This window comes from Paenirhodobacter sp. YD-8, from assembly GCF_056590935.1.
This window is the reverse complement of record NZ_CM152649.1, coordinates 2,482,648-2,500,457: the sequence shown is the minus strand read 5'-3', so window position 1 is coordinate 2,500,457 and position 17,810 is coordinate 2,482,648. Positions and strand designations below refer to the sequence as shown.

Genomic DNA, 17,810 nt, shown 5'->3' with positions numbered 1-17,810 from the left:
GGCTCAGCGACGATCTTGAGCTTTGCCCGGCCCCCCGCATCCTGTGGGCGGCACTTCGGAAAGGAACGCACGATGACCGATCCGGCCAGCGTGAAACAGGTCGACCAGACCACCACACAACACGTCCGAACCGCAGCGGCGGTCGACAGACGGGATGGGCTCGTCCCTGCCGCGGCAGGCAGGCAAGCCGAACGTGCCACCGGGCACAGGTCAGCTTGCAACGCCCGACGTCGCGCCTGACCACATGGGCAGGCTTCCTGGCATGCGCAGCGCGCGGCCAGAGCCGATGCCGCACAAATCAACCTGGCGCGATCGGCCCCGCGACCGACACGCCTGCCGTGAGAGGAACACCGGCTTTGCCGAGTGCCCTCACGTTTTCCAAGAAAGACCAATACCTTGATCGAAATCTACTGGGGTGAACCCATGTCTCTCGTGATCTCGCCGGAAGGCGACGTGCAGAAGTTCAGCACGATCGAACAGGCGCAATACTGGCTGCGCAAGAAGTGGCCCGTCGCTGACGCGGCGCGCCAGCATGCGCTTGGCCGTCTCGAGGCTGCGATGGACTGTCTGGGCTCGGTCAGCGAGGCGCGCCACGCCTTCCTGCATGCCGCCCGCAGCGCCGGCTTCGTGCCGCAGCACCGCCAGACCCTGCCCCTCGCCGCCTGATGGCGGCCGGGGCTCACCCGACTGCAGGCTGATGCCAAGGAGCACAAGGCCAAGGATGCTGATCGTCCGATCGAGACTTTTCGACGTGTTTTTCGGGCTCTGGACGTTGCTGCAGAGCCCCTTCATCCCGGCCCTTGCGCTGCTGCAACGCCCCGGCCTCACCCGCGCCGCGATCCGCTTCTGGACCAGCGGCGTGCTGGGCCTGTCGCACCGCATCCTCGGGCTGCGCCTGCGCGAAGAGGGCATCGAGAACAAGCATCTCGATGCCCCCTGCATCTATGTCTGCAACCACCAGTCCACCTGGGAAACCCTCGCGTTCAACCAGCTGGTCCCCGACGTCTGCATCATCGCCAAGCAGGAGCTGCGCAGGATCCCGGTCTTCGGCTGGTTCCTGAGCCATGCGCCGATGATCCTGATCGACCGCAGCGGCGGCGGCCGGGCAATGGCGGCGATGATCTCCGAGGCGCGGCAGGAGGTGGCGCGCGGTCGCTCGATCCTGATCTTCCCCGAAGGCACCCGCATCGGCGTGCATGAGCAACGCAAGTTCCAGCCCGGGCTGATCGCGCTCTATCGCAAGCTCGATCTGCCGGTGGTTCCGGTGGTGCACAATGCCGGCTGCTTCTGGGGCAAAGGCGCAAAGCGGGGCGGCACGATCGTCGTTTCCTATTTCCCGCCGATCCCGCCGGGCCTGCCCCCCGCCGACGTGATGGCACAGGTCGAACAGCTTCTGAACACCGAGAAGGGCCGCCTCGTCCCGGCAGAGATCTAGGGGCCCGCACCACCCACCATCCTGTCCTCCTCGCCGAGAAAGCCCGATTCCCCATCCCTGAAAATGCGTCTCGACTTCCCTCGGGGCTGTCCGGCCTTCTCGGAAAGGGAATGGGCGAAACGCCATACAGATCATTCCGCCCGCGATCGACACGGCGCTTTGGCTGCGATCAGAGCTGAGGTTCCGGTGGCTGGCGGCGGGGCGACAGATGCGTTGTCTTGTGGTCAAGCGGCCCGGATCGTCTAGATCAGCTCCGGCCCGCCGTGTCGTCGCCTGCGACATGATCGGCCCATCGTCGCATGAGGGCGGCGCGCTGGTCCAGGTAATCGGATCTCGCGCAAGGCCGTTCCACGCGTCCGCCGATCTTGTGCCCGAGTGCCGTCGCCGCGACCTCATGGGAAGCGGAGGCGGTCTCCTATACCCAGGTCCGGAAGCTGGTGCGGAGCCCGTGTGGCCTGCCGGCCTCGTGCATGTCGTCGGGCACATTGAGCAGCGCATTCTGCGACAGGGCTCCGCCAAGCGCGCCCGGAAGCAGCAAGCCGTCGACGCGGTCATTCGACAGGTGCCGAGCGGTCCGAACGATCTCAAGCGCCGCTTTCGAGAGCGGGACGCGACAGGCTTCGGCCGCCCGGAGGGGGCACTTGATCCGCTCGGGCGGCCTCGATCGTCGCCGTGTTCTTCTCTTGTGCCCGCACGGAGATCGGATCGCGGCCGGCGGCTCGAACCGCGGCCCGGCGGCCCCGCTCCTTGCGCGCTTGCGCCGGGAAACGGCCGAAAGGGCGCCCGGGCCCCTGCCACGGCGCCGACCCGCGAAGGTGAAGCGGTAGATCCACTTCCCGCCATCCACTGTGCGGTGGAGATATAGACCACCTCCGTCACCATGGAGGCCAGGGGGCCGCGTTCTTGATCTTGATCGCCGTCAGCCTGTCTTTTGCCGCCACTGCAAGCGCCACACTAGCCCTACATCCTGCGTGCGCTTCTTACGTGTCTTCAGCGACGGGGTGAGACGTTTTCTTCTGTAATTTGATGGCTTTATCTCATGTTTTGGGGCGTCAGGAAACGGCGCGCGACATCCTCGGGATGCCCTCCGTCGGCACCAGCCCCTGACCAAGATCCCACGCGTCCCTCGGGCCGTCCGGCCGCCGGCGGGAACTGGCCGGGGCGCGGCGCGGTCACGCAGGCGTGCCTGTCCTCCGCGCCGGATCCGTGGCATGCCCGTGCCGAACTGACCACTGTCGCCGGGACCTCTCGATGCGTGCACACCTGCTTTCCCTTGCCACCGCCTGCGCCTTTGCCGCACCCGCGCTGCCGGCGCTGGCGCAATTCGCCACGCTGCCGCCCGCCGATGCGCCGATGAGCTTCTCCGCCGCGCAATGCAGCGCGCTTCACGAGATCGAGACCGGCGTGGCGACCCGTTCGGCCGACGAGATCGAGCGGATCGGGGCGGTTCTCGAGGCAAACCAGAATGCAGACCCGGCCGCGGTCGCGCAGCTTTCGGGGCTGTCGCTGCCGACGGTCACGACGATGGGCGCGCTCGACCCGCAGCAGGGCATGGCCTTCTCGCTCGTCTTCGGCTCGATGCTGCGCCACTATCACCCGGAACTGCTGCTCAAGCAGCTGCGCATGCGTGGGCCGCTGGGGCAGGTGCCCGATGTCTCGGGCAGCCCGCTCGGCATGGCGGTTCTCGACGGGCTTCTCGACACGGCGCAGCAGAACTATCTGACGCAGTGCTCGTGAGCCGGGCGGGCGCCCCGGTCGGTGCCGGGGCGCTGGTGTCTCAGCCGTTGCGGCGCTGATCGACCTGCGTCGCCATCACGCACATCAGCTCGAACATCACCGTGGCGCCGGCGAGCGCCGTCATGCCACCGACGTCGAAGGGCGGCGCCACCTCGACCACATCGGCGCCGGCGATGTTGACCGGGCCAAGGAGGCGCAGCATCTGTTGCGCCTCGCGGGTGGTGAAGCCGCCGATCTCGGGCGTGCCGGTGCCCGGCGCCATCGAGGGGTCGATCGAGTCGATGTCGAAGGTGATGTAGGTCGGATCCTGCCCGACGATCTCCAGCGCCTCGGCGATCACCGCCGCGGGGCCGCGGGCCACGAATTCTTCCATGTAGATGATGCGGATGCCCTGCGCCTTGGCCCAGTCATGCTCGCCCGGCTCGTAGACCGAGCCGCGGATGCCGATCTGCACCACGCGCTTCGGGTCGAGCACGCCCTCCTCGATCGCGCGGCGGAAGGGGGTGCCGTGGGTGAAGCGGTTGCCGCCGAAATAGGTGTCGTTGGTGTCGGAATGCGCATCGAAATGGATCATCCCGAGCGGCTTGCCGCCCCCCCGCGGCCCGTTCGCGACGGCGCGCAGCGAGGGCAGGGTGGTCAGGTGGTCGCCGCCCACGGCAAGCGGCAGTGCGCCGGTGGCGACGATCGCGGCCATGCCGTTCTGGATCCGCGCGATCCCGTCCATCACGTCGATCGGGTTCACCGAGAGGTCGCCCACATCGGCGATATTGGCGATCTCGAAGGGGGCGACGCCCGAGGCGTGGTGCGCGCTGCGCATCAGGCTCGACATGTTGCGCACCTCGCGCGGCCCGTGCCGGGCACCGGCGCGGTTCGTCGTGCCGCCATCCCACGGAATCCCGATCAGCGCGATATCGAGCCCCGCGGCCGAGGCCACGGCGGGCAGGCGCATGAAGGTCGAAAGCCCGGCGAAGCGCGGCACTTCGGCGGCGTCGATGGGCTGGTGGAACTTGGTCATTTTCAGCGTCCTCAGTTGAATTCGCGGGCAACGGCGGCGGCGATGCCGGCCGTGCAATCGGCCAGCAGCCATTCGCCCTTCTCGGCCGAGGATCCCTCGGTCAGCGACAGCACACCCGAGGGCGGCACCTCGGCGCAGGGCTTGGGGTAGCGGTCATAGGGCAGGAAGGCGGCGGGGCCGTCATGGGCTGCCTTCGTCAGATCGACAAGCTCGGGCCGCAGCGCCATCATCATCGAGGTCTCGATCACCGAGGCATGTTCGAGCTCGATCCCCGGATAGCCGTCGGGGAAGATGCGATCGAGCGTCTCGGGCTGCACCATGTCCCAGTGGTCGACGCGCAGGATGACAAGGCCGTCGGTGCGGTCGCGCCCGATCGCGTCGAGCGCCAGCTCGATCCCCTCGATCGTCGGGCCGATATTCTCGTAATGCCCGTTCACGGTGACGATCTTGCGCACCTTCTGGCGGAAGAGATCGCAGATCACGTCACGCACGATCAGTGCGAAGGTCTGCGCGGTCAGGTTCACCGTGCCGGGAAAGCCCGGGCCGCCGCCGGTTTTGGGTTGCGAGCGGTTGCCATAGGCGAGCGTCGGCAGCACCAGCCCGCCGACCTCGGCCGCCGCCCGCGCGGCCACTGCGGTGGGCAGCACCACATCGACGTTCAGCGCCATGTGCCGGCCGTGCTGTTCCGTCGCGCCGAGCGGCAGGAACACCGGCGCGCCGGCGGCGATGCGGGCCTCGACCTCGGGCCAGGGCAGTTCGGCATAGAAAACGGTGTCGGTCATCGTCTGGTCCATCACATCATCGCCGCGCCGCCATTGGCGCCGAGGCATTGTCCGATAAAGAGCGTGGCGCCGGGGCCGGCGAGGAAGACCACGGCGGCCGCCACTTCCTCGGGGCGGCCGATGCGGCCGATCGGGTAGGCGGTTTCCTCGGCCTGCGCGCGGGCGTCGAGTTTCTCGAAACCCAGAAGCGGGGTGTCGGTCGGCCCGGGCGCCACGGCGTTCACCAGGATCCGCGGCGCGAGTTCGCGCGCCCAGGACCGGGTCGCGCCCAGCATCGCCGCCTTGGTCGCGGCATAGACCGAGGCATTGGCGCGGCCGAGATAGGCGAGTTCCGAGACGGTGTTGATGATCCGCCCGCCATCGGGCAGATGCTGCAGCACCTCGCGCGCGACCAGCATCGCGCCGCGCACGTTGACCGCGAACATCCGGTCGATATGGGCGGCGCTCAGCGCGCCAAGCGGGGCTTCCTCGAGGATGCCGGCGTTATTGACGAGGATGTCGATGCCCCCCATCCGCGCCGCCGCCCCCGCGACCGTCGCGACGATCTGCGCCTCGTCGGCAAGGTCGCAGGCCAGGATCTGGAACGGCGCCTCGGTGCTGAGCAGGTCGAGACCGATCACCTCGGCGCCGGCCTCCTGCAGCGCGCAGGCGGCGGCAAAGCCGATGCCGCTCGCCGCGCCGGTGACAAGGGCGCGCTTGCCGGAAAGCGGTTTCACCATGGGACTTCTCCTCGGTCGACGCCCAGCGACTGGCCGGTGATGTTCGCGGCAAGGTCGGAGGCAAGAAACAGATAGGTGGGCGCCATGTCGGGCGGCTCCATCAGGCCGGGCAGGGCCTGCCCGGCGACGATGTCGGTGAGCAGATCGTCCTCGGCCCGGCCCGCCTCGGCCGCGATCCGGCCAAGCGAGCGCATCGAGGCCTCGGTCCGCACCCAGCCGGGGCAGACCGCGTTCACCCGGATGCCGCGGGGGCCGAGCTCGCGCGCCCAGGTCTTGGTCAGCCCGATGATCGCGTGTTTCGAGGCGACATAGGCGCCGAAACCCGGTTCGGCCACGCGGCCCCAGATCGAGGCGGTGTTGACGATCGCGCCGCCCGCGCCCATCCGGCCAAGCGCCGTGGCGGTGACGAGCGCCGTGCCGGTCACGTTGATGTCGATCACCCGACGGAAGGCGTCGGTCGTCGCGTCCGACGCATCCCCGATTGGCGTCATCAGCTCGAGGCCTGCGTTGTTGATCAGCACGTCGATGCGCTCGAGGGGCGCGAGGGCGCGGAGCACCTCGGATTTCACCGAGATGTCGGCCTCGGCCGCGGTGGCGCCAAGGTCGGCGGCGCGCGCGTGCACCGCGGCGTCATTCGCGATCAGGTGCAGCGTCGCGCCGGCGCGGGCGAAGCCCTGGGCGATGCCCAGCCCGATGCCGCGGCTCGATCCGGTGATGACGACCGTGCGGCCGGTGAAGTCGAGGCCGGTCATTTGTGGCCCTCCTCGCGCATCATCCGCATGATCTTGCGCTCCATCTCGGCATAGCCGGGCAGGGCGATCACATCTTCCTTGTTGCGCAGCCGGCCGGGCTTGAAGGTGGGGAGGATCTCCTCCTTCAGCCGGCCCGGGTGGCTTGACAGGAACACGATCTTGTCGGCAAGGAAGATCGCCTCCTCGATGTCATGGGTGACGATGATCATCGTCGTGCCAGAGGCCTCGGCCACCTCGATCATCAGCTCCTGCATCTGCCAGCGGGTCTCGGCGTCAAGGGCGCCGAAGGGCTCGTCCATCAGCAGCACGTCGGGGGCATTGGCCAGCGTGCGGGCAATCGCCACGCGCTGCCGCATGCCGCCCGAAAGCCGCGAGGGATAGGCGTCTATGAATTTCGACAGCCCGACGAGGCCGATGAAGCGCTCGGCCCGCGCGCGCCGTTCGGCCGCGGGCACGCCGTTGATCTTCATGCCGAATTCGACATTCTTGCCGACCGACATCCAGTCGAACGAGCTATAGGCCTGAAACACCATGCCACGCTCGCGCCCGGGCCCGTCGATCGGGGTGCCATTGAGCAGCACGGCACCCGAGCTCTGGGTCTCGAGCCCGGCGATCATCCGCAGGATGGTGGACTTGCCACTGCCCGAGGGGCCGAGGAGCACGCAGATCGAGCCCTTCTCGACCGCGAAGCTGACATCGTCGACCGCGGTCAGTGCCTGCCCGCCGGGCAGATCGAAGGTCTTGGAAACGTTTTGGATTTGCAGCAGGGCGGACATCAGCGCTTGTCCTCCAGATAGGGGAAGAGGCGGCGGTGCAGAAGGGCGAAGGCCATGTCGCAGGCCATGCCGAGCGCGCCGATCACGATGATGCCGGCAAGGATCTCGTCGGTCTTGAGAAACCGGCGGGCGCGCATCATCATCGCGCCGATGCCGGTGGTGGAGGCGACGATCTCGGCGATCACCAGATAGGTCCAGACCACGGCCAGCATCTGCCGCATCGCGACGAGGATATTGGGCAGCACGGCGGGCAGCATCACCTGGAACACCGTCACCCGGCGATTGGCGCCAAGCGTCAGCGCGGTCTCGATTAGCTCCTTGCGGATCTCGCGGGTGTGGTCGGCGATCAGGGTGACGAGGAAGAAGATCACACCGAGGAAGAGAAGCGCGAGCTTCGGCGTCTCGCCGGTGCCGAACCACATCAAGAGGATCGGGATGAAGGAGGGCGCGGGCAGATAGCGCCAGGCCGAGACGAAGGGGGCGAAGACGGCGTTGATCGCCGGGAAGGCCCCCATGGCGACGCCGAGCGGCACCGCGACGAGGCTGGCGAGCGCAAAGGCGATCAGCACCCGCCCGATGGAGATCAGCACATCGGCGCCGAAGCCCTGCTCGGCGAAGAGCCGCACGATGGTGGCAAAGACCTTGCCGGGCGGCGGCACCAGGATCGGGTTCACCCAGCCAAGCCCCGAGGCGAGGATCCAGACCCCGAAGAAGGCGATCCAGACCCCGAGGGCCGAGATCAGCGCCTGTCGCCCCGAGACCGGGACGCGGACTTGCAGCAGCCGGGCTTTGCGCCCCTTGGAAGCGGTCGACATCGGGTCCTCCGTTGCTCCCCGCGGCGGGTGCCGCGGGGCAATGCCGGGATCAGTTCGCGGTGAAGGACTGGCGATAGCCCCGCGCCACAAGATCGCCCATCAGCGAGCAGTCGATGCCCTTCGCCGGATCGATCTTGGTCTTCATCAGGCCAAGCTTGATCCACCACTCGTTGGTCAGCGCGACCGAACCCGGCATCGAGCCGTTCGGCAGGCCGAAGGGCGGCTCGCCATCCAGCACGCCACAGGTGCGCGCACTTTCGTCGAAGTCGAAGACATAGATGCCGCCGTCGAGGCTCTTGCCATTGGTGCCGATCACCGCATTGACGTCCTCGACCGGCCATTGCAGGGTCTCGGCCATCAGCGCGTTCACCTCCTCGACATGGTCATGCCAGTAACCGCGGGCGTCCCATTCGGCCTTGAGGACGGCGAGGGCCGCGTCGCGCTTCTTCGCGATGAAGTCCTTGTTCATGTAGAGCGAGTCCATGAAGATGCCGGTCTTCAGCATCTCGGGGGCGGTGGTGTTCACCACCGATTTCGCGCCGGGCGCGGCCTCGAGCACCTTCGAGATCCAGGGCTCGTACATGTAGGCCGCGGCCAGATCGCCCGAGAGCATCGGCCCCACCGCCTCGTCGGCATTGAGGTTCACCCAGGTCACGTCGCCGGGCGCGATGCCCTGCCGGTCGAGCCAGAGCCCCATCAGCAGCTGGCCGATATAGGCCTGCGGCGCGGCAACCTTCTTGCCCTTCAGCGCGGCGGGGTCCATGCCGGCGGCGAGGATCACGTGATCGACCCCGTAGGAGGGGTTGAGATAGGCGACGTTGACCTCGTTCAGCCCGGCCTCGACCGAGACCGGCACGTAATCGGCGGTGCAGCCGTAGACGTCGATCTGCCCCGCGGCGAGCGCGGCATGGCCGCCGAGCGGGTCCTCGAAATTGGTGATGTTGAGGTCGTAACCGGGCAGCAGGTTCTTCTGCTTGGCCACGTCGAGCATGGCATAGCCGGGCCAGGACACGCACATGCCGATGTTGATGGTGTCCTTGGCCGAGGCGGTTCCGGCACTCAAGGCGGCGATGGCAGCAAAGGCGATGGTCAGCGTCTTCATCGTGGGGCTCCCTGACGGTCGTCGTTTTTCTTGGTGATGTCGTGAGTGGTGGTCGTGTGAGTGATGGTGGTCTTGCAAAAATTCATACGTGGCTAAATTCTTTAGTCAATAAAAAATTTGATACGATAAATTGTTTGTTGCAATTCCCGCCACGAGACGAAATGATGCCGCCATGACGGAACAACAGCCCACCAGCCTGCGCGAGCGGCAGAAGGAAGACCGCAAGGCGCGCATCATTGCCGCCGCCAAGAGCCTGTTTCTCGAGGCCGGTCTTGAAAAGATCACCATGGAGGCGATCGCCGAGATCGCCGGCGTCTCCAGTGTCACCGTGCACAATTACTATGGCACGAAATCGGGGGTGCTGCTGGCACTTGTGGCGGAAAGCGACCGCGAGCTGCTGGCGACGCTGGAGCGCGGGTTGCGCGCGCGGGGCGAGACCCTGACCGACCGCGTCCTCGGCTTCTTCGAGATCGTCTGTCGCCACACCCAGACCCATCTCGACAAGGCGATCTGGCGGCAGGTGATCGCGGCCTCGGTCTCGGGCACCGAACCGCGCTTCGGCAAGCTTTATCACGAGCTCGACAACCGTCTGGCCTCGGTGCTGATCCGCGAGATCGAGCGCATGGTCGGGGCGGGGATTCTGCCGGAAACGGTCGATCCGGCGCATCTGGGCTGGGCGCTGTTCAACCTGCAGAACGCCCGCTTCATCGAGTTCATCGCCGCCGACGGCAGCAGTTGCGAGGCCGGGCTCCAGCACCTGCGCAACGATCTGAACGCGCTGATGCCGGGCGGGTTTCCGGGGCGCTGAGGCTCAGCCTTCGGCAAAGACCTCGCCCGGGCGGAAGGCGCGGAACCGCTCGGGCGCGATGCCGGCCGCGGCAAGCGCCGCGGCCAGCAGCTCGGCCGGTTCCTCGCGCGGCTCGTCGGTCAGCTGGAACGTGCCCCAGTGAAAGCCAAGCGCCGCGCGCGCGCCGATGTCGCGAAAGACCTGCACCGCCTCGTCGGGCGCGATGTGCTGCGCGGCCATGAACCAGCGCGGCGCATAGGCGCCGATCGGGATCAGCGCGATGTCGGGGGCGCCGTGGCGGGCGCGGATGGTGCGGAAGATCGCGCCGTCGCCATAGCCCGTGTCGCCCGCGAACCACAGCCGCGCCGCGGGGCTGTCGATCCAGAACCCGCACCACAGCGCCCGCCGCCGGTCGCCGAGCCGGCGCGCCGACCAGTGGTTCGCCGGCGTCAGCGTCGCGGCGATGCCGGGGGCGAGGGGCACCTCCTCGTGCCAGTCGGCGGTGACGATCCGCGCCCCCGTCACCGCGCGCCGCACCGTCGCATCGGTGCCGAGCGGCATCACCATCAGCGGCCGGTGCCGCGCCTGCAGCCGGCGCAGCGTGGCGATGTCGAGGTGGTCATAGTGGTTGTGGCTGAGCAGCACCGCGTCGATCGGCGGCAGCCGGTCGAAGTCGATCCCCGGCGCGGTGACACGGCGCGGGCCGATCAGCCGCGAGGGGCTCGCGCGTTCGGACCAGACCGGATCGGTGAGCAAGTTCACCCCGGCCACCTGAATCAGCATCGTCGCATGGCCGACCATGGTGACCCGGGCGGGGCCCGATCGGGCCGGCGGTACGGCGGGTGTCACCGCCACCCGTTTCGGCCAGGGCGCGCGGTTGCCCTCGCGGTGCCAGCGCAGGAGCTCGCGCAGGCTGCGGTCGGGCGAGGGCTGGCCCGGCGCGAAGAAGCGCGTGCCGTCGAAATGGTCGCTGACGGGGCCGGCATAGGGGCGGGGGCGGAGCATGGGGCATCCTTCGGGCGGGGTCCCCCTCTGCAGATGGGGCGCCGAGGCGGTCCTGTCCAGTCCCGCCCCCGGCCTTCGGCATTCACCAGCGCAGCACGCGGGCTCCGGCGATTGCGCCGACCGCGCCAGAGATCACGATCGCCAGCCCGTACCAGGCGACATAGAACATCGGCGAATCCTCGTTGCAATGGAGCGTATAGCCCACCGTCGCCAGCGCCCCGACCGCCAGCCCCCAAAGCCCGCCGGTCAGTGCGGGGCGGGTGCTTGCGCCGCGCCGCAGGGCGGCAAGGCCCAGCACCAGCGGCGCCGCCGAGATCGTGGTGATCGACAGCAGGCAGGCCCGGACGGTGTGGCCCATCAGCTCGGCCCGCCAGGCCGCAGGCGGGGTGTCGAGCAGGCGTTCCGCAAACAGCGCCAGCGCAAGGCCAAGTGGCAGCAGCAGCGGCCAGAGCGGCGCGCGGCGGCCCGGATGGGTGGTCGCGAAGGTCAGCGCCAGCGCCAGCAGCGCCAGAAGCAGCGGCACCACGGTCTTCGCGGCGGTGACGGGGGTCATCAGCGCCGCGCCCAGATCGGGGCGGATGCCCAGCAGCGTCAGCACGGCAGCGAGCCCGAGCGCCAGCCCCGTGCCGACGCGCAGCGCCATCCGGCCCGGGCGCAGCGGCTCGGGGGCAGGGGCCGCGGCAAGGGCGGCGATGAATGCCTCGGTTTCCTGGGGCTGGGTCACGTCTTCATCCTTTCCGCAATCTGCGCGAGGCGGCGCAGCGCGCGGTGCAGCGCAACCCGCGCCGCTCCCGCGCTGAGGCCAAGCGCACCGCCCGCCTCCTCGGCACTGTCGCCCTCAAGCGCGACGGCACGCACCAGCGCGGCCGAGCGCGTGTCGATCTGGGCGAGCATCTGCTCGGCATCCCGGCCGGCCAGCGGCGGCATCAGCCTTCCGTCGGCCAGCACCTCGGCAAAGCTTTCAATCGGCAGGTGGATCGCCGCGCCGCGCCGCCGGCAGGCGTCGATCAGCTTGTAGCGCGCGATCGCCATCACCCAGGGCCGCACCGGCGTGCCCGGGATCCAGCTGTGCCGCTTCAGATGCAGCGCCAGCAGCACCTCCTGCAGCACGTCCTCGTGCTGATCGCGCGGCAGCCCGCCACCGCGGGCGCGCAGCACCGCGCGGATCGGGGGGCTCACCTCGCGCAGGAAGCGGGCGAAGGCCGGCCCGTCGCCGGCATTGGCGCGGGTCAGGAGCGTGGCCCAGTCGTCGTGATCGGTCACCCTGGCCTCCGTGTCGCGCGCCGCCTGCCGCACCACTCTAGCGCCCCGGCTCCCGGTCGGGCAATCCTCGGCCATTGCCAGACTGCCTGCCATCTCAGCCCGCCCCGTCCTCGAGCCCGAGCGCGCGGTCAAGCGACCAGCGCCCGGGGCCGAGCACCACGAGCGCGAAGAGCGCCGAGGCCCAGAGCCCGTGGGTGATCCAGGCCTCGGGATAGACGAAGATCTCGATCACCGCAGTCATCCCGATCAGCCCGAACGCGGCAAGGCGGGTGCAAAGGCCGAGTATCATCAGCGCGGGCAGCAGGTGCTCGGCGGTGGTGGCGCTCACCGCGGCGACCTCGGGCGGGATCAGCGGCAGGGCATAGTCATGCGCGAAGAGATACCAGGTGCTGTCGCGGATGGCGAAGCCATCGACCTTGGTCCGGCCCGATTGCAGGAAGACGAGGGCCGGAAAGAGCCGCAGTCCGAGCCGGACGGCATCAAGGGGCAGCCGCGCGGCCAGGCGGTTGAAACGCAGGATCGGGGTCATCTGGGTCCTCCTTCCCGGTGGCTTTCAGGGGCAGTCAGGGCGCCCGCGCGCATCAGCGCGACGAGGCAGGGGGTGGGGTCGTGCCCGGGCGCAAGCTGCGCCGCGCGGGCGGCGGCGCGGGCGAGCGTTTCGCCCCGGCCAAGCGCGGCGATCAGCGCGGCATTGGCGGGCGAGATCGCGCGCACCGGCACCTCGAAGGCGCGGTCGCGCAGGATCAGCGCGGTCTCGGGGCCGGTGCCGAGGGCGCGCGCCTCGCCCCCCGGCTGATGGCGGGCCCAGATCGACACTGCGGGGTGATGCAGGGCGAGCAGGTGAACCGAGGGCGCAAGGCCCAGGACCAGCCGCTCTGGGTCGGCCGTGGCCAGTGTCTCGGGGGCAATCGGCGGCGCGTCGGCGGCGTGGAAGGCCAAGCCCCGGGCAAGCTCGATCCGCGCCACATCGCCGAGATAGGGATAGGCTGCGAGCGGCGCGAAGGCCTCGAGAAAGGCCGGAAACTCCGCCCCCCATTCGTGCAGAACCGGCGTGCGCGGCGGATGCGCCCGGGTGAAGCGGCGGGCGAGGGCGGCGAAGAAGGCGTCGCCCACCAGCCGGGCGATGACCGGAAAGCGCGCGGCGAGCGCCCGGCCCAGACTGACCGCGACATTGTTGCGATAGACGTCGAAGCGGCGCGCCGTCTCTCCGCTCGAGCACAGGCCACCGGGCAGCGGCCCGCTGTCGAGCGCCGCGGCGAATTCGGCAAGGCTTTCACGATGCGCGGGCATGGCGGCCTCCCTCGCGTGCAAGGATCGCCGCCGCGCGTCCCGCCTCGGCCGCCAGCACGTCCCAGCCGGGCAGGTCGTTGTCCCATTCGACGAGCGTCGGCAGCGGCCCCGCGCGGCGGATCGTTTCGGCGTAAAGCGCCCAGACCGGATCGGCCACGGGGCTGCCATGCGCGTCGATCAGCAGCGGGCCCGAGGGCAGCGGTTCGCTGTCATGGCCGCCGAGATGGATCTCGCCCACGGCGCGCAATGGGAAGGCATCAAGATAGGCGCGCGGATCGCTGCGATGGTTGGTGCAGGAGACGAAGAGGTTGTTGACGTCAAGCAGAAACCCGCAGCCGGTACGGGCGGCGACGGCGTTCAGGAACTCGGTCTCGGGGATCGTCGACTGCGCGAAAAGGACATAGGTCGAGGGGTTTTCGAGCAGCATCCGCCGGCCAAGCGCCGTCTGCACCGCATCGACATGGTCGCAGACGGTGGCGAGGGTTTCCTCGGTATAGGGCAGCGGCAACAGGTCGTTCAGATAGGCGCTGCCATGGCTCGACCAGGCGAGATGCTCGGAAAAGCTCTCGGGCTCGTAGCGGTCGCACAGCGCGCGCAGCCGGCGCAGATGTGCCGCATCAAGACCGCGCGCCGCACCGATCGACAGCCCGACGCCATGCACGGAAAGCGCATAGTCGGCGCGCAATGCGGCAAGCTGGGCATGCGGCAGCCCGCCCGCGCCGAGGTAGTTCTCGGCGTGGATCTCGAAGAAGTCGACGCGGCGGCGATCGGCGCCGATGGCGGCGAAATGCTCGGGCTTGAAGCCGAGGCCGACGGATGCGGGCAGGGCGGGCATGGGAACCTCCGGGCAGACGGGCGGGGGCGCGGAGGGGCCGCACCCCCGGCAGGGATCACGAGGCCATGTCGCGCATCAACGCGGTGAGCGAGCCGTGGCGTGCCATGCCGTCGGCGCCGGCGGGCAGCTCCATCGTGGTGCAGGTGCCGGCCGGCACGAGCTTCCAGGAATTGCCCTGATAGTCGACTTTCGAGGTGCCGGCGCAGGTGGTGCCGGGGCCGGCGGCGCAGTCGTTCTTGCCGGCAAGCGCGACGCCATAGCATTTCTCCATGCTCTCGGCCTGCGCCGGCGCGGCCGCCATCGCGGCAAGCGTGCACAGGAGCGAGGCGCCAAGGGCGAGGCGGGTGGTGGTCGGTGCGGTCATCTGCTGTCTCCATCGCTGAAAGAAGGGGCGGTGTTGCGGTCCTTCATGGATCCCTTCGCGGCGGCGGTGCCGAACGTTACAGCGCTCACGCAGGCGTGATCGGCGCTGCGGCCGTGCCCGCCGGCCGCGGCGGAAAAATCATTCCGTTCCGGAATGAGGTCGGGTCCAATCCGAATTGGCGTTTCGCGGTGCCGCGCGGCAGTCTTGGCGCATCGGGCGACGGCGCCCGACCTCGGGCCTGGTCCCGGTTTCCCCGCTCCGGATGTGCTGCCGGTCAGGTCGCGGACAGCTGTCCGCGGGCCCGGGGAAGCTGGTGCGCCGGCCTTGCCCGCGCCCGGCGGTTCCGGGCCTGAACGGATTGTCGAGGACGAGACCGAAGATGCGTGAACAGTATGATGTCGTGATCGTGGGCGGGGCCGTGATGGGCGCCTGCACCGCCTACTGGCTGGCGTCGAACCCGGACTTCGACGGCACGGTGCTGGTGGTCGAGCGCGACCCGAGCTATGCGACCGCCTCGACCGCGCTTTCGGCCTCGGGCATCCGGGTGCAGTTCTCGAACCGCGCGAATGTCGAGATCGGCCTCTTCGGTCATGATTTCATCCGCGATTTCCCCGACCTGATGGAGGTCGAGGGTGACCGGCCCAGCCTTGGCTATCACCCGGGCGGATACCTCTTCATCGCCAATACCGACGATCAGGTCCGCATCCTGCGCGAGAACCACGCGGTGCAGCGCGCCGCCGGCGCCGAGGTCGAGCTGTGGGATGCCGACAAGCTGAAATGGGCCTTCCCGCATCTGAACACCGAAGACGTGCTGCTGGCCTCCTACGGGCTGAGCGGCGAGGGCTGGTTCGACAACACCGGGATCATGGCGGGAGCCCGGCGCAAGGCGCGCGCGCTCGGCGTCGATTTCGTCGCCGACGAGGTCGTGGCGATCGCGCGCGAGGGCAACCGGGTGACCGGCGTCACGCTGAAATCGGGGGCGAGCGTCGGCGCCGGCACGATCGTCAACGCCGCCGGGCCGCGCGGCGGGCGTGTGGCGCGCATGGCCGGGCTCGATCTGCCGGTCGAGCCGCGCAAGCGCACGCTCTTCGTCTTCGACGCGGCGGGCACGCCCGAGGGCAGCGCACGGGTGAACGATGGCCGGCTGCCGCTGATGGTCGATCCGACCGGCGTCTGGTGCCGGCCCGAGGGGCGTTTCTTCATCGCCGGCGGCGTGCCCGAGAACGACCTGCCGCCCGATTACGACGATTTCGACCCTGACCACCCGGAATGGGAAGAGCAGATCTGGCCGGCGCTGGCCGAACGCTCGCCGAATTTCGAGGCGCTGAAGCTCGTGCGCTTCTGGGCCGGGCATTACGATTACAACACCTTCGACCAGAACGGCATCGTCGGCCGCCATCCCGAGGTGACGAATTTCATCTTCCAGAACGGCTTTTCCGGGCACGGGTTGCAGCAGGGCCCGGCGGTCGGCCGCGCGGTGATGGAACTCATCACCTATGGCGGCTATCGCAGCATCGACCTGAGCGACATGCGGTTCGAGCGCATCGCCGAGGGCCGGCCCTTCCTCGAGCAGGCGATCGTCTGAGCGGGCGTGGCGGGGTGGGGCGCGGCGGTCAGCCGGTCAGCCCCGCCCGAAGCGCCGCGATCACCTCGCGCAGCCCCGCGGTCAGCCGCTTGTCGCGGCGCAGCACCAGCCCGAGGCGGCGGCACAGTCGCGGCTCGAGCGGCACCGAGCCGAGCCCGCCTGCCTTTCCGGGCCGCACCGAGGAGGCGGGCAGTACCGACCAGCCGAGCCCCGCGCCGACGATCTCCTTGATCGCCTCGACGCTGCCAAGCTCCATCACCGGCTTCGGCTGCAGCCCGGCCGCGGCGAACCAGCCGTCGATCAGCAGCCGGGTGTGGCCCGCATCCTCGTAAAGCACCAGCGGCCGGGCGGCGAGGGCCGCCGCGGTGATCGGCCCCACGGGCGCCTCGGTGGCGGGACAGACCGCGACCAGATCCTCCTCGAAGATCGGCGTGACCTCGAGCGAGCGGCCCGGCGCGGGCAGGGTCACAAGGCCGAGATCGAGCGCGTTCTCCTCGACCAGACGGCGGATCTCGGGGCTGTTGCCGGTGCGCACGGTGCAGTCGAGCCCGGGCATCTCCCGCTTCAGCGCGCCGAGGATCGGCGGCAGCAGGTAGATGCAGGCGGTGGCGCCGGTGCCGATCCGCACCCGCCCGGCGCGGCCGGCGCGGAAGGGCTGCACCGCCTCCTGCATCGCCTCGACCTCGTCGCGGATCCGGCCCGCACCGGCCAGCACCGCCCGCCCGGCCTCGGTCGGGCGCATGTGCCGGCCGCTGCGCTCGATCAGCCGCACGCCGAAGAAGGTCTCGAGCGCGCGGATCTGCTGGCTCACCGCGGGCTGCGAGAGCGCTTCCTTCTCGGCCGCGGCCGAGAAACTGCCAAGCTCGGCCACATCCGCAAGCAGGTCGAGATGGCGCAGGGTCAGGGTATTCTTCAAGGTTTTCCTTATCGATTGCATAAGAAGCATAGCATTTCCTTTTGCCAATCGGAATGCCATCTTGCCCGCGACATCCTTGCGGAGCAGAGCATGAGCGACGCCTTTCCCCTGACCTTGCGGCCCTGCCGGGCCGATGACCTTCCCGCCATCCAGGCGATCTATGCCGAAGCGGTGCGCTTCGGCACCGCAAGCTTCGAGCTCGATCCTCCGGATCTGACCGAGATGCAGGCGCGCTGGCAGAAGGTGGTCACCGCCGGTTTCCCCTATCTGGTCGCGCTGCGGCAGGGCGAGGTTGTCGGCTATGCTTATGCCGGCGCCTACCGGCCGCGCCCGGCCTATCGCGGCACGGTCGAGAATTCGGTCTATGTCGCGCCGGCGGCGCAGGGGCTCGGCGTCGGCCGCGCGCTGATCCGGGCGCTGATCGCCGAGTGCACCGCGGCGGGGTTTCGCCAGATGGTCGCGGTGATCGGCGATAGCGCCAATGCCGCCTCGATCGGGCTGCACCGCGCGATGGGGTTCGAGCCGGTCGGCACGCTGCGCTCGGTCGGCTGGAAGCACGGGCGCTGGCTTGATTCCGTGCTGATGCAGCGCCCGCTCGGACCGGGCGATGACACGCCCTTCGAGGGCTAGCG

21 protein-coding genes are annotated in these 17,810 nt (G+C 69.2%); 6 read left to right on the top strand and 15 right to left on the bottom strand.

The window, feature by feature from the left end; all coding sequences use genetic code 11:
- Positions 1 to 423: 423 nt before the first annotated feature.
- The 3 genes from AC0QTQ_RS12175 (at position 424) to AC0QTQ_RS12165 (ending at position 3,172) form a co-directional block, all read left to right on the top strand.
- The gene (locus tag AC0QTQ_RS12175) at positions 424 to 666 is read left to right on the top strand and encodes a DUF982 domain-containing protein (protein ID WP_480256797.1); all 243 of its coding nucleotides are present in this window, start codon (positions 424 to 426) and stop codon (positions 664 to 666) included.
- A gap of 55 nt (positions 667 to 721) precedes the next feature.
- Positions 722 to 1,435: a lysophospholipid acyltransferase family protein gene (locus AC0QTQ_RS12170; protein WP_480256796.1), complete on the top strand. Its 714-nt coding sequence runs from the start codon at positions 722 to 724 to the stop codon at positions 1,433 to 1,435.
- Positions 1,436 to 2,686: 1,251 nt separating this feature from the next.
- Positions 2,687 to 3,172, top strand: a complete 486-nt coding sequence (locus tag AC0QTQ_RS12165) for a hypothetical protein (protein WP_480256795.1) — start codon at positions 2,687 to 2,689, stop codon at positions 3,170 to 3,172.
- Between the two features lie 40 nt (positions 3,173 to 3,212).
- Here AC0QTQ_RS12165 and speB read toward each other — a convergent pair whose 3' ends face one another.
- From speB to AC0QTQ_RS12130, 7 genes are read right to left on the bottom strand one after another with little or no spacing between them, the layout of a single operon-like run.
- Positions 3,213 to 4,187: an agmatinase gene (gene speB / locus AC0QTQ_RS12160; protein ID WP_480256794.1), complete on the bottom strand. Its 975-nt coding sequence runs from the start codon at positions 4,185 to 4,187 to the stop codon at positions 3,213 to 3,215.
- Between the two features lie 11 nt (positions 4,188 to 4,198).
- Positions 4,199 to 4,969 carry a creatininase gene (locus AC0QTQ_RS12155; RefSeq protein ID WP_480256793.1) on the bottom strand — a complete coding sequence of 257 codons (771 nt, stop codon included), beginning with the start codon at positions 4,967 to 4,969 and terminating at the stop codon, positions 4,199 to 4,201.
- A gap of 11 nt (positions 4,970 to 4,980) precedes the next feature.
- Positions 4,981 to 5,688, bottom strand: coding sequence for an SDR family NAD(P)-dependent oxidoreductase (locus tag AC0QTQ_RS12150; protein WP_480256792.1), 708 nt, complete (start codon positions 5,686 to 5,688; stop codon positions 4,981 to 4,983).
- Positions 5,682 to 6,440: an SDR family NAD(P)-dependent oxidoreductase gene (locus AC0QTQ_RS12145; protein WP_480256791.1), complete on the bottom strand. Its 759-nt coding sequence runs from the start codon at positions 6,438 to 6,440 to the stop codon at positions 5,682 to 5,684. The genes AC0QTQ_RS12150 and AC0QTQ_RS12145 overlap by 7 nt, the downstream gene beginning before the upstream one ends.
- Positions 6,437 to 7,216, bottom strand: a complete 780-nt coding sequence (locus AC0QTQ_RS12140) for an ABC transporter ATP-binding protein (RefSeq protein WP_480256790.1) — start codon at positions 7,214 to 7,216, stop codon at positions 6,437 to 6,439. The genes AC0QTQ_RS12145 and AC0QTQ_RS12140 overlap by 4 nt, the downstream gene beginning before the upstream one ends.
- A complete protein-coding gene (locus AC0QTQ_RS12135; protein WP_121533252.1) occupies positions 7,216 to 8,031 on the bottom strand; it encodes an ABC transporter permease in 816 nt (271 codons plus the stop codon). Before AC0QTQ_RS12135 ends, AC0QTQ_RS12140 begins: the two co-directional genes overlap by 1 nt.
- A gap of 49 nt (positions 8,032 to 8,080) precedes the next feature.
- Entirely contained in the window at positions 8,081 to 9,133 is a 1,053-nt protein-coding gene (locus AC0QTQ_RS12130) for an ABC transporter substrate-binding protein (RefSeq protein WP_480256789.1), read from the bottom strand.
- Positions 9,134 to 9,305: 172 nt separating this feature from the next.
- Between AC0QTQ_RS12130 and AC0QTQ_RS12125 the strand changes: the two genes are divergently transcribed.
- Entirely contained in the window at positions 9,306 to 9,941 is a 636-nt protein-coding gene (locus tag AC0QTQ_RS12125; protein WP_480256788.1) for a TetR/AcrR family transcriptional regulator, read from the top strand.
- A 3-nt stretch (positions 9,942 to 9,944) separates the two neighbouring features.
- Here AC0QTQ_RS12125 and AC0QTQ_RS12120 read toward each other — a convergent pair whose 3' ends face one another.
- The 7 genes from AC0QTQ_RS12120 to AC0QTQ_RS12090 all read right to left on the bottom strand — a co-directional run bounded on the left by AC0QTQ_RS12120 (position 9,945) and on the right by AC0QTQ_RS12090 (position 14,614).
- Complete coding sequence (locus tag AC0QTQ_RS12120; RefSeq protein WP_480256787.1) at positions 9,945 to 10,925, bottom strand: MBL fold metallo-hydrolase; 981 nt, start codon at positions 10,923 to 10,925, stop codon at positions 9,945 to 9,947.
- A gap of 82 nt (positions 10,926 to 11,007) precedes the next feature.
- A complete protein-coding gene (locus AC0QTQ_RS12115) occupies positions 11,008 to 11,649 on the bottom strand; it encodes an NrsF family protein (RefSeq protein ID WP_480256786.1) in 642 nt (213 codons plus the stop codon).
- Positions 11,646 to 12,188 carry a sigma factor gene (locus AC0QTQ_RS12110; protein WP_480256785.1) on the bottom strand — a complete coding sequence of 181 codons (543 nt, stop codon included), beginning with the start codon at positions 12,186 to 12,188 and terminating at the stop codon, positions 11,646 to 11,648. Before AC0QTQ_RS12110 ends, AC0QTQ_RS12115 begins: the two co-directional genes overlap by 4 nt.
- 94 nt (positions 12,189 to 12,282) lie before the next feature.
- Positions 12,283 to 12,717 carry a DoxX family protein gene (locus AC0QTQ_RS12105; RefSeq protein ID WP_480256784.1) on the bottom strand — a complete coding sequence of 145 codons (435 nt, stop codon included), beginning with the start codon at positions 12,715 to 12,717 and terminating at the stop codon, positions 12,283 to 12,285.
- Complete coding sequence (locus tag AC0QTQ_RS12100; protein WP_480256783.1) at positions 12,714 to 13,478, bottom strand: HvfC/BufC N-terminal domain-containing protein; 765 nt, start codon at positions 13,476 to 13,478, stop codon at positions 12,714 to 12,716. The genes AC0QTQ_RS12105 and AC0QTQ_RS12100 overlap by 4 nt, the downstream gene beginning before the upstream one ends.
- Positions 13,462 to 14,313, bottom strand: coding sequence for an MNIO family bufferin maturase (gene bufB, locus AC0QTQ_RS12095; protein ID WP_480256782.1), 852 nt, complete (start codon positions 14,311 to 14,313; stop codon positions 13,462 to 13,464). Before bufB ends, AC0QTQ_RS12100 begins: the two co-directional genes overlap by 17 nt.
- Before the next feature lie 55 nt (positions 14,314 to 14,368).
- Positions 14,369 to 14,614, bottom strand: coding sequence for a BufA1 family periplasmic bufferin-type metallophore (locus tag AC0QTQ_RS12090; protein ID WP_480259226.1), 246 nt, complete (start codon positions 14,612 to 14,614; stop codon positions 14,369 to 14,371).
- Between the two features lie 442 nt (positions 14,615 to 15,056).
- Between AC0QTQ_RS12090 and AC0QTQ_RS12085 the strand changes: the two genes are divergently transcribed.
- Entirely contained in the window at positions 15,057 to 16,262 is a 1,206-nt protein-coding gene (locus AC0QTQ_RS12085) for an NAD(P)/FAD-dependent oxidoreductase (RefSeq protein ID WP_121533260.1), read from the top strand.
- 28 nt (positions 16,263 to 16,290) lie between these two features.
- Here AC0QTQ_RS12085 and AC0QTQ_RS12080 read toward each other — a convergent pair whose 3' ends face one another.
- Entirely contained in the window at positions 16,291 to 17,178 is an 888-nt protein-coding gene (locus AC0QTQ_RS12080; protein WP_480256781.1) for a LysR family transcriptional regulator, read from the bottom strand.
- 90 nt (positions 17,179 to 17,268) lie between these two features.
- On the opposite strand from AC0QTQ_RS12080, the gene AC0QTQ_RS12075 reads away from it, so the two are divergent.
- Positions 17,269 to 17,808, top strand: a complete 540-nt coding sequence (locus tag AC0QTQ_RS12075; RefSeq protein WP_480256780.1) for an N-acetyltransferase family protein — start codon at positions 17,269 to 17,271, stop codon at positions 17,806 to 17,808.
- Positions 17,809 to 17,810: the final 2 nt, after the last annotated feature.

Bases quoted from the DNA above. Each gene is read 5' to 3' on its own strand.
- AC0QTQ_RS12100 (WP_480256783.1), bottom strand. From the start codon at position 13,478: ATGCCCGCGCATCGTGAAAGCCTTGCCGAATTCGCCGCGGCGCTCGAC.
- AC0QTQ_RS12150 (WP_480256792.1), bottom strand. From the start codon at position 5,688: ATGGTGAAACCGCTTTCCGGCAAGCGCGCCCTTGTCACCGGCGCGGCG.
- AC0QTQ_RS12175 (WP_480256797.1), top strand. From the start codon at position 424: ATGTCTCTCGTGATCTCGCCGGAAGGCGACGTGCAGAAGTTCAGCACG.
- AC0QTQ_RS12125 (WP_480256788.1), top strand. From the start codon at position 9,306: ATGACGGAACAACAGCCCACCAGCCTGCGCGAGCGGCAGAAGGAAGAC.
- AC0QTQ_RS12105 (WP_480256784.1), bottom strand. From the start codon at position 12,717: ATGACCCCGATCCTGCGTTTCAACCGCCTGGCCGCGCGGCTGCCCCTT.
- AC0QTQ_RS12165 (WP_480256795.1), top strand. From the start codon at position 2,687: ATGCGTGCACACCTGCTTTCCCTTGCCACCGCCTGCGCCTTTGCCGCA.
- speB (WP_480256794.1), bottom strand. From the start codon at position 4,187: ATGACCAAGTTCCACCAGCCCATCGACGCCGCCGAAGTGCCGCGCTTC.
- AC0QTQ_RS12155 (WP_480256793.1), bottom strand. From the start codon at position 4,969: ATGACCGACACCGTTTTCTATGCCGAACTGCCCTGGCCCGAGGTCGAG.
- AC0QTQ_RS12170 (WP_480256796.1), top strand. From the start codon at position 722: ATGCTGATCGTCCGATCGAGACTTTTCGACGTGTTTTTCGGGCTCTGG.
- AC0QTQ_RS12135 (WP_121533252.1), bottom strand. From the start codon at position 8,031: ATGTCGACCGCTTCCAAGGGGCGCAAAGCCCGGCTGCTGCAAGTCCGC.
- AC0QTQ_RS12085 (WP_121533260.1), top strand. From the start codon at position 15,057: ATGCGTGAACAGTATGATGTCGTGATCGTGGGCGGGGCCGTGATGGGC.
- AC0QTQ_RS12140 (WP_480256790.1), bottom strand. From the start codon at position 7,216: ATGTCCGCCCTGCTGCAAATCCAAAACGTTTCCAAGACCTTCGATCTG.
- AC0QTQ_RS12130 (WP_480256789.1), bottom strand. From the start codon at position 9,133: ATGAAGACGCTGACCATCGCCTTTGCTGCCATCGCCGCCTTGAGTGCC.
- AC0QTQ_RS12075 (WP_480256780.1), top strand. From the start codon at position 17,269: ATGAGCGACGCCTTTCCCCTGACCTTGCGGCCCTGCCGGGCCGATGAC.
- AC0QTQ_RS12145 (WP_480256791.1), bottom strand. From the start codon at position 6,440: ATGACCGGCCTCGACTTCACCGGCCGCACGGTCGTCATCACCGGATCG.
- AC0QTQ_RS12090 (WP_480259226.1), bottom strand. From the start codon at position 14,614: ATGGCGGCCGCGCCGGCGCAGGCCGAGAGCATGGAGAAATGCTATGGC.
- AC0QTQ_RS12120 (WP_480256787.1), bottom strand. From the start codon at position 10,925: ATGCTCCGCCCCCGCCCCTATGCCGGCCCCGTCAGCGACCATTTCGAC.
- bufB (WP_480256782.1), bottom strand. From the start codon at position 14,313: ATGCCCGCCCTGCCCGCATCCGTCGGCCTCGGCTTCAAGCCCGAGCAT.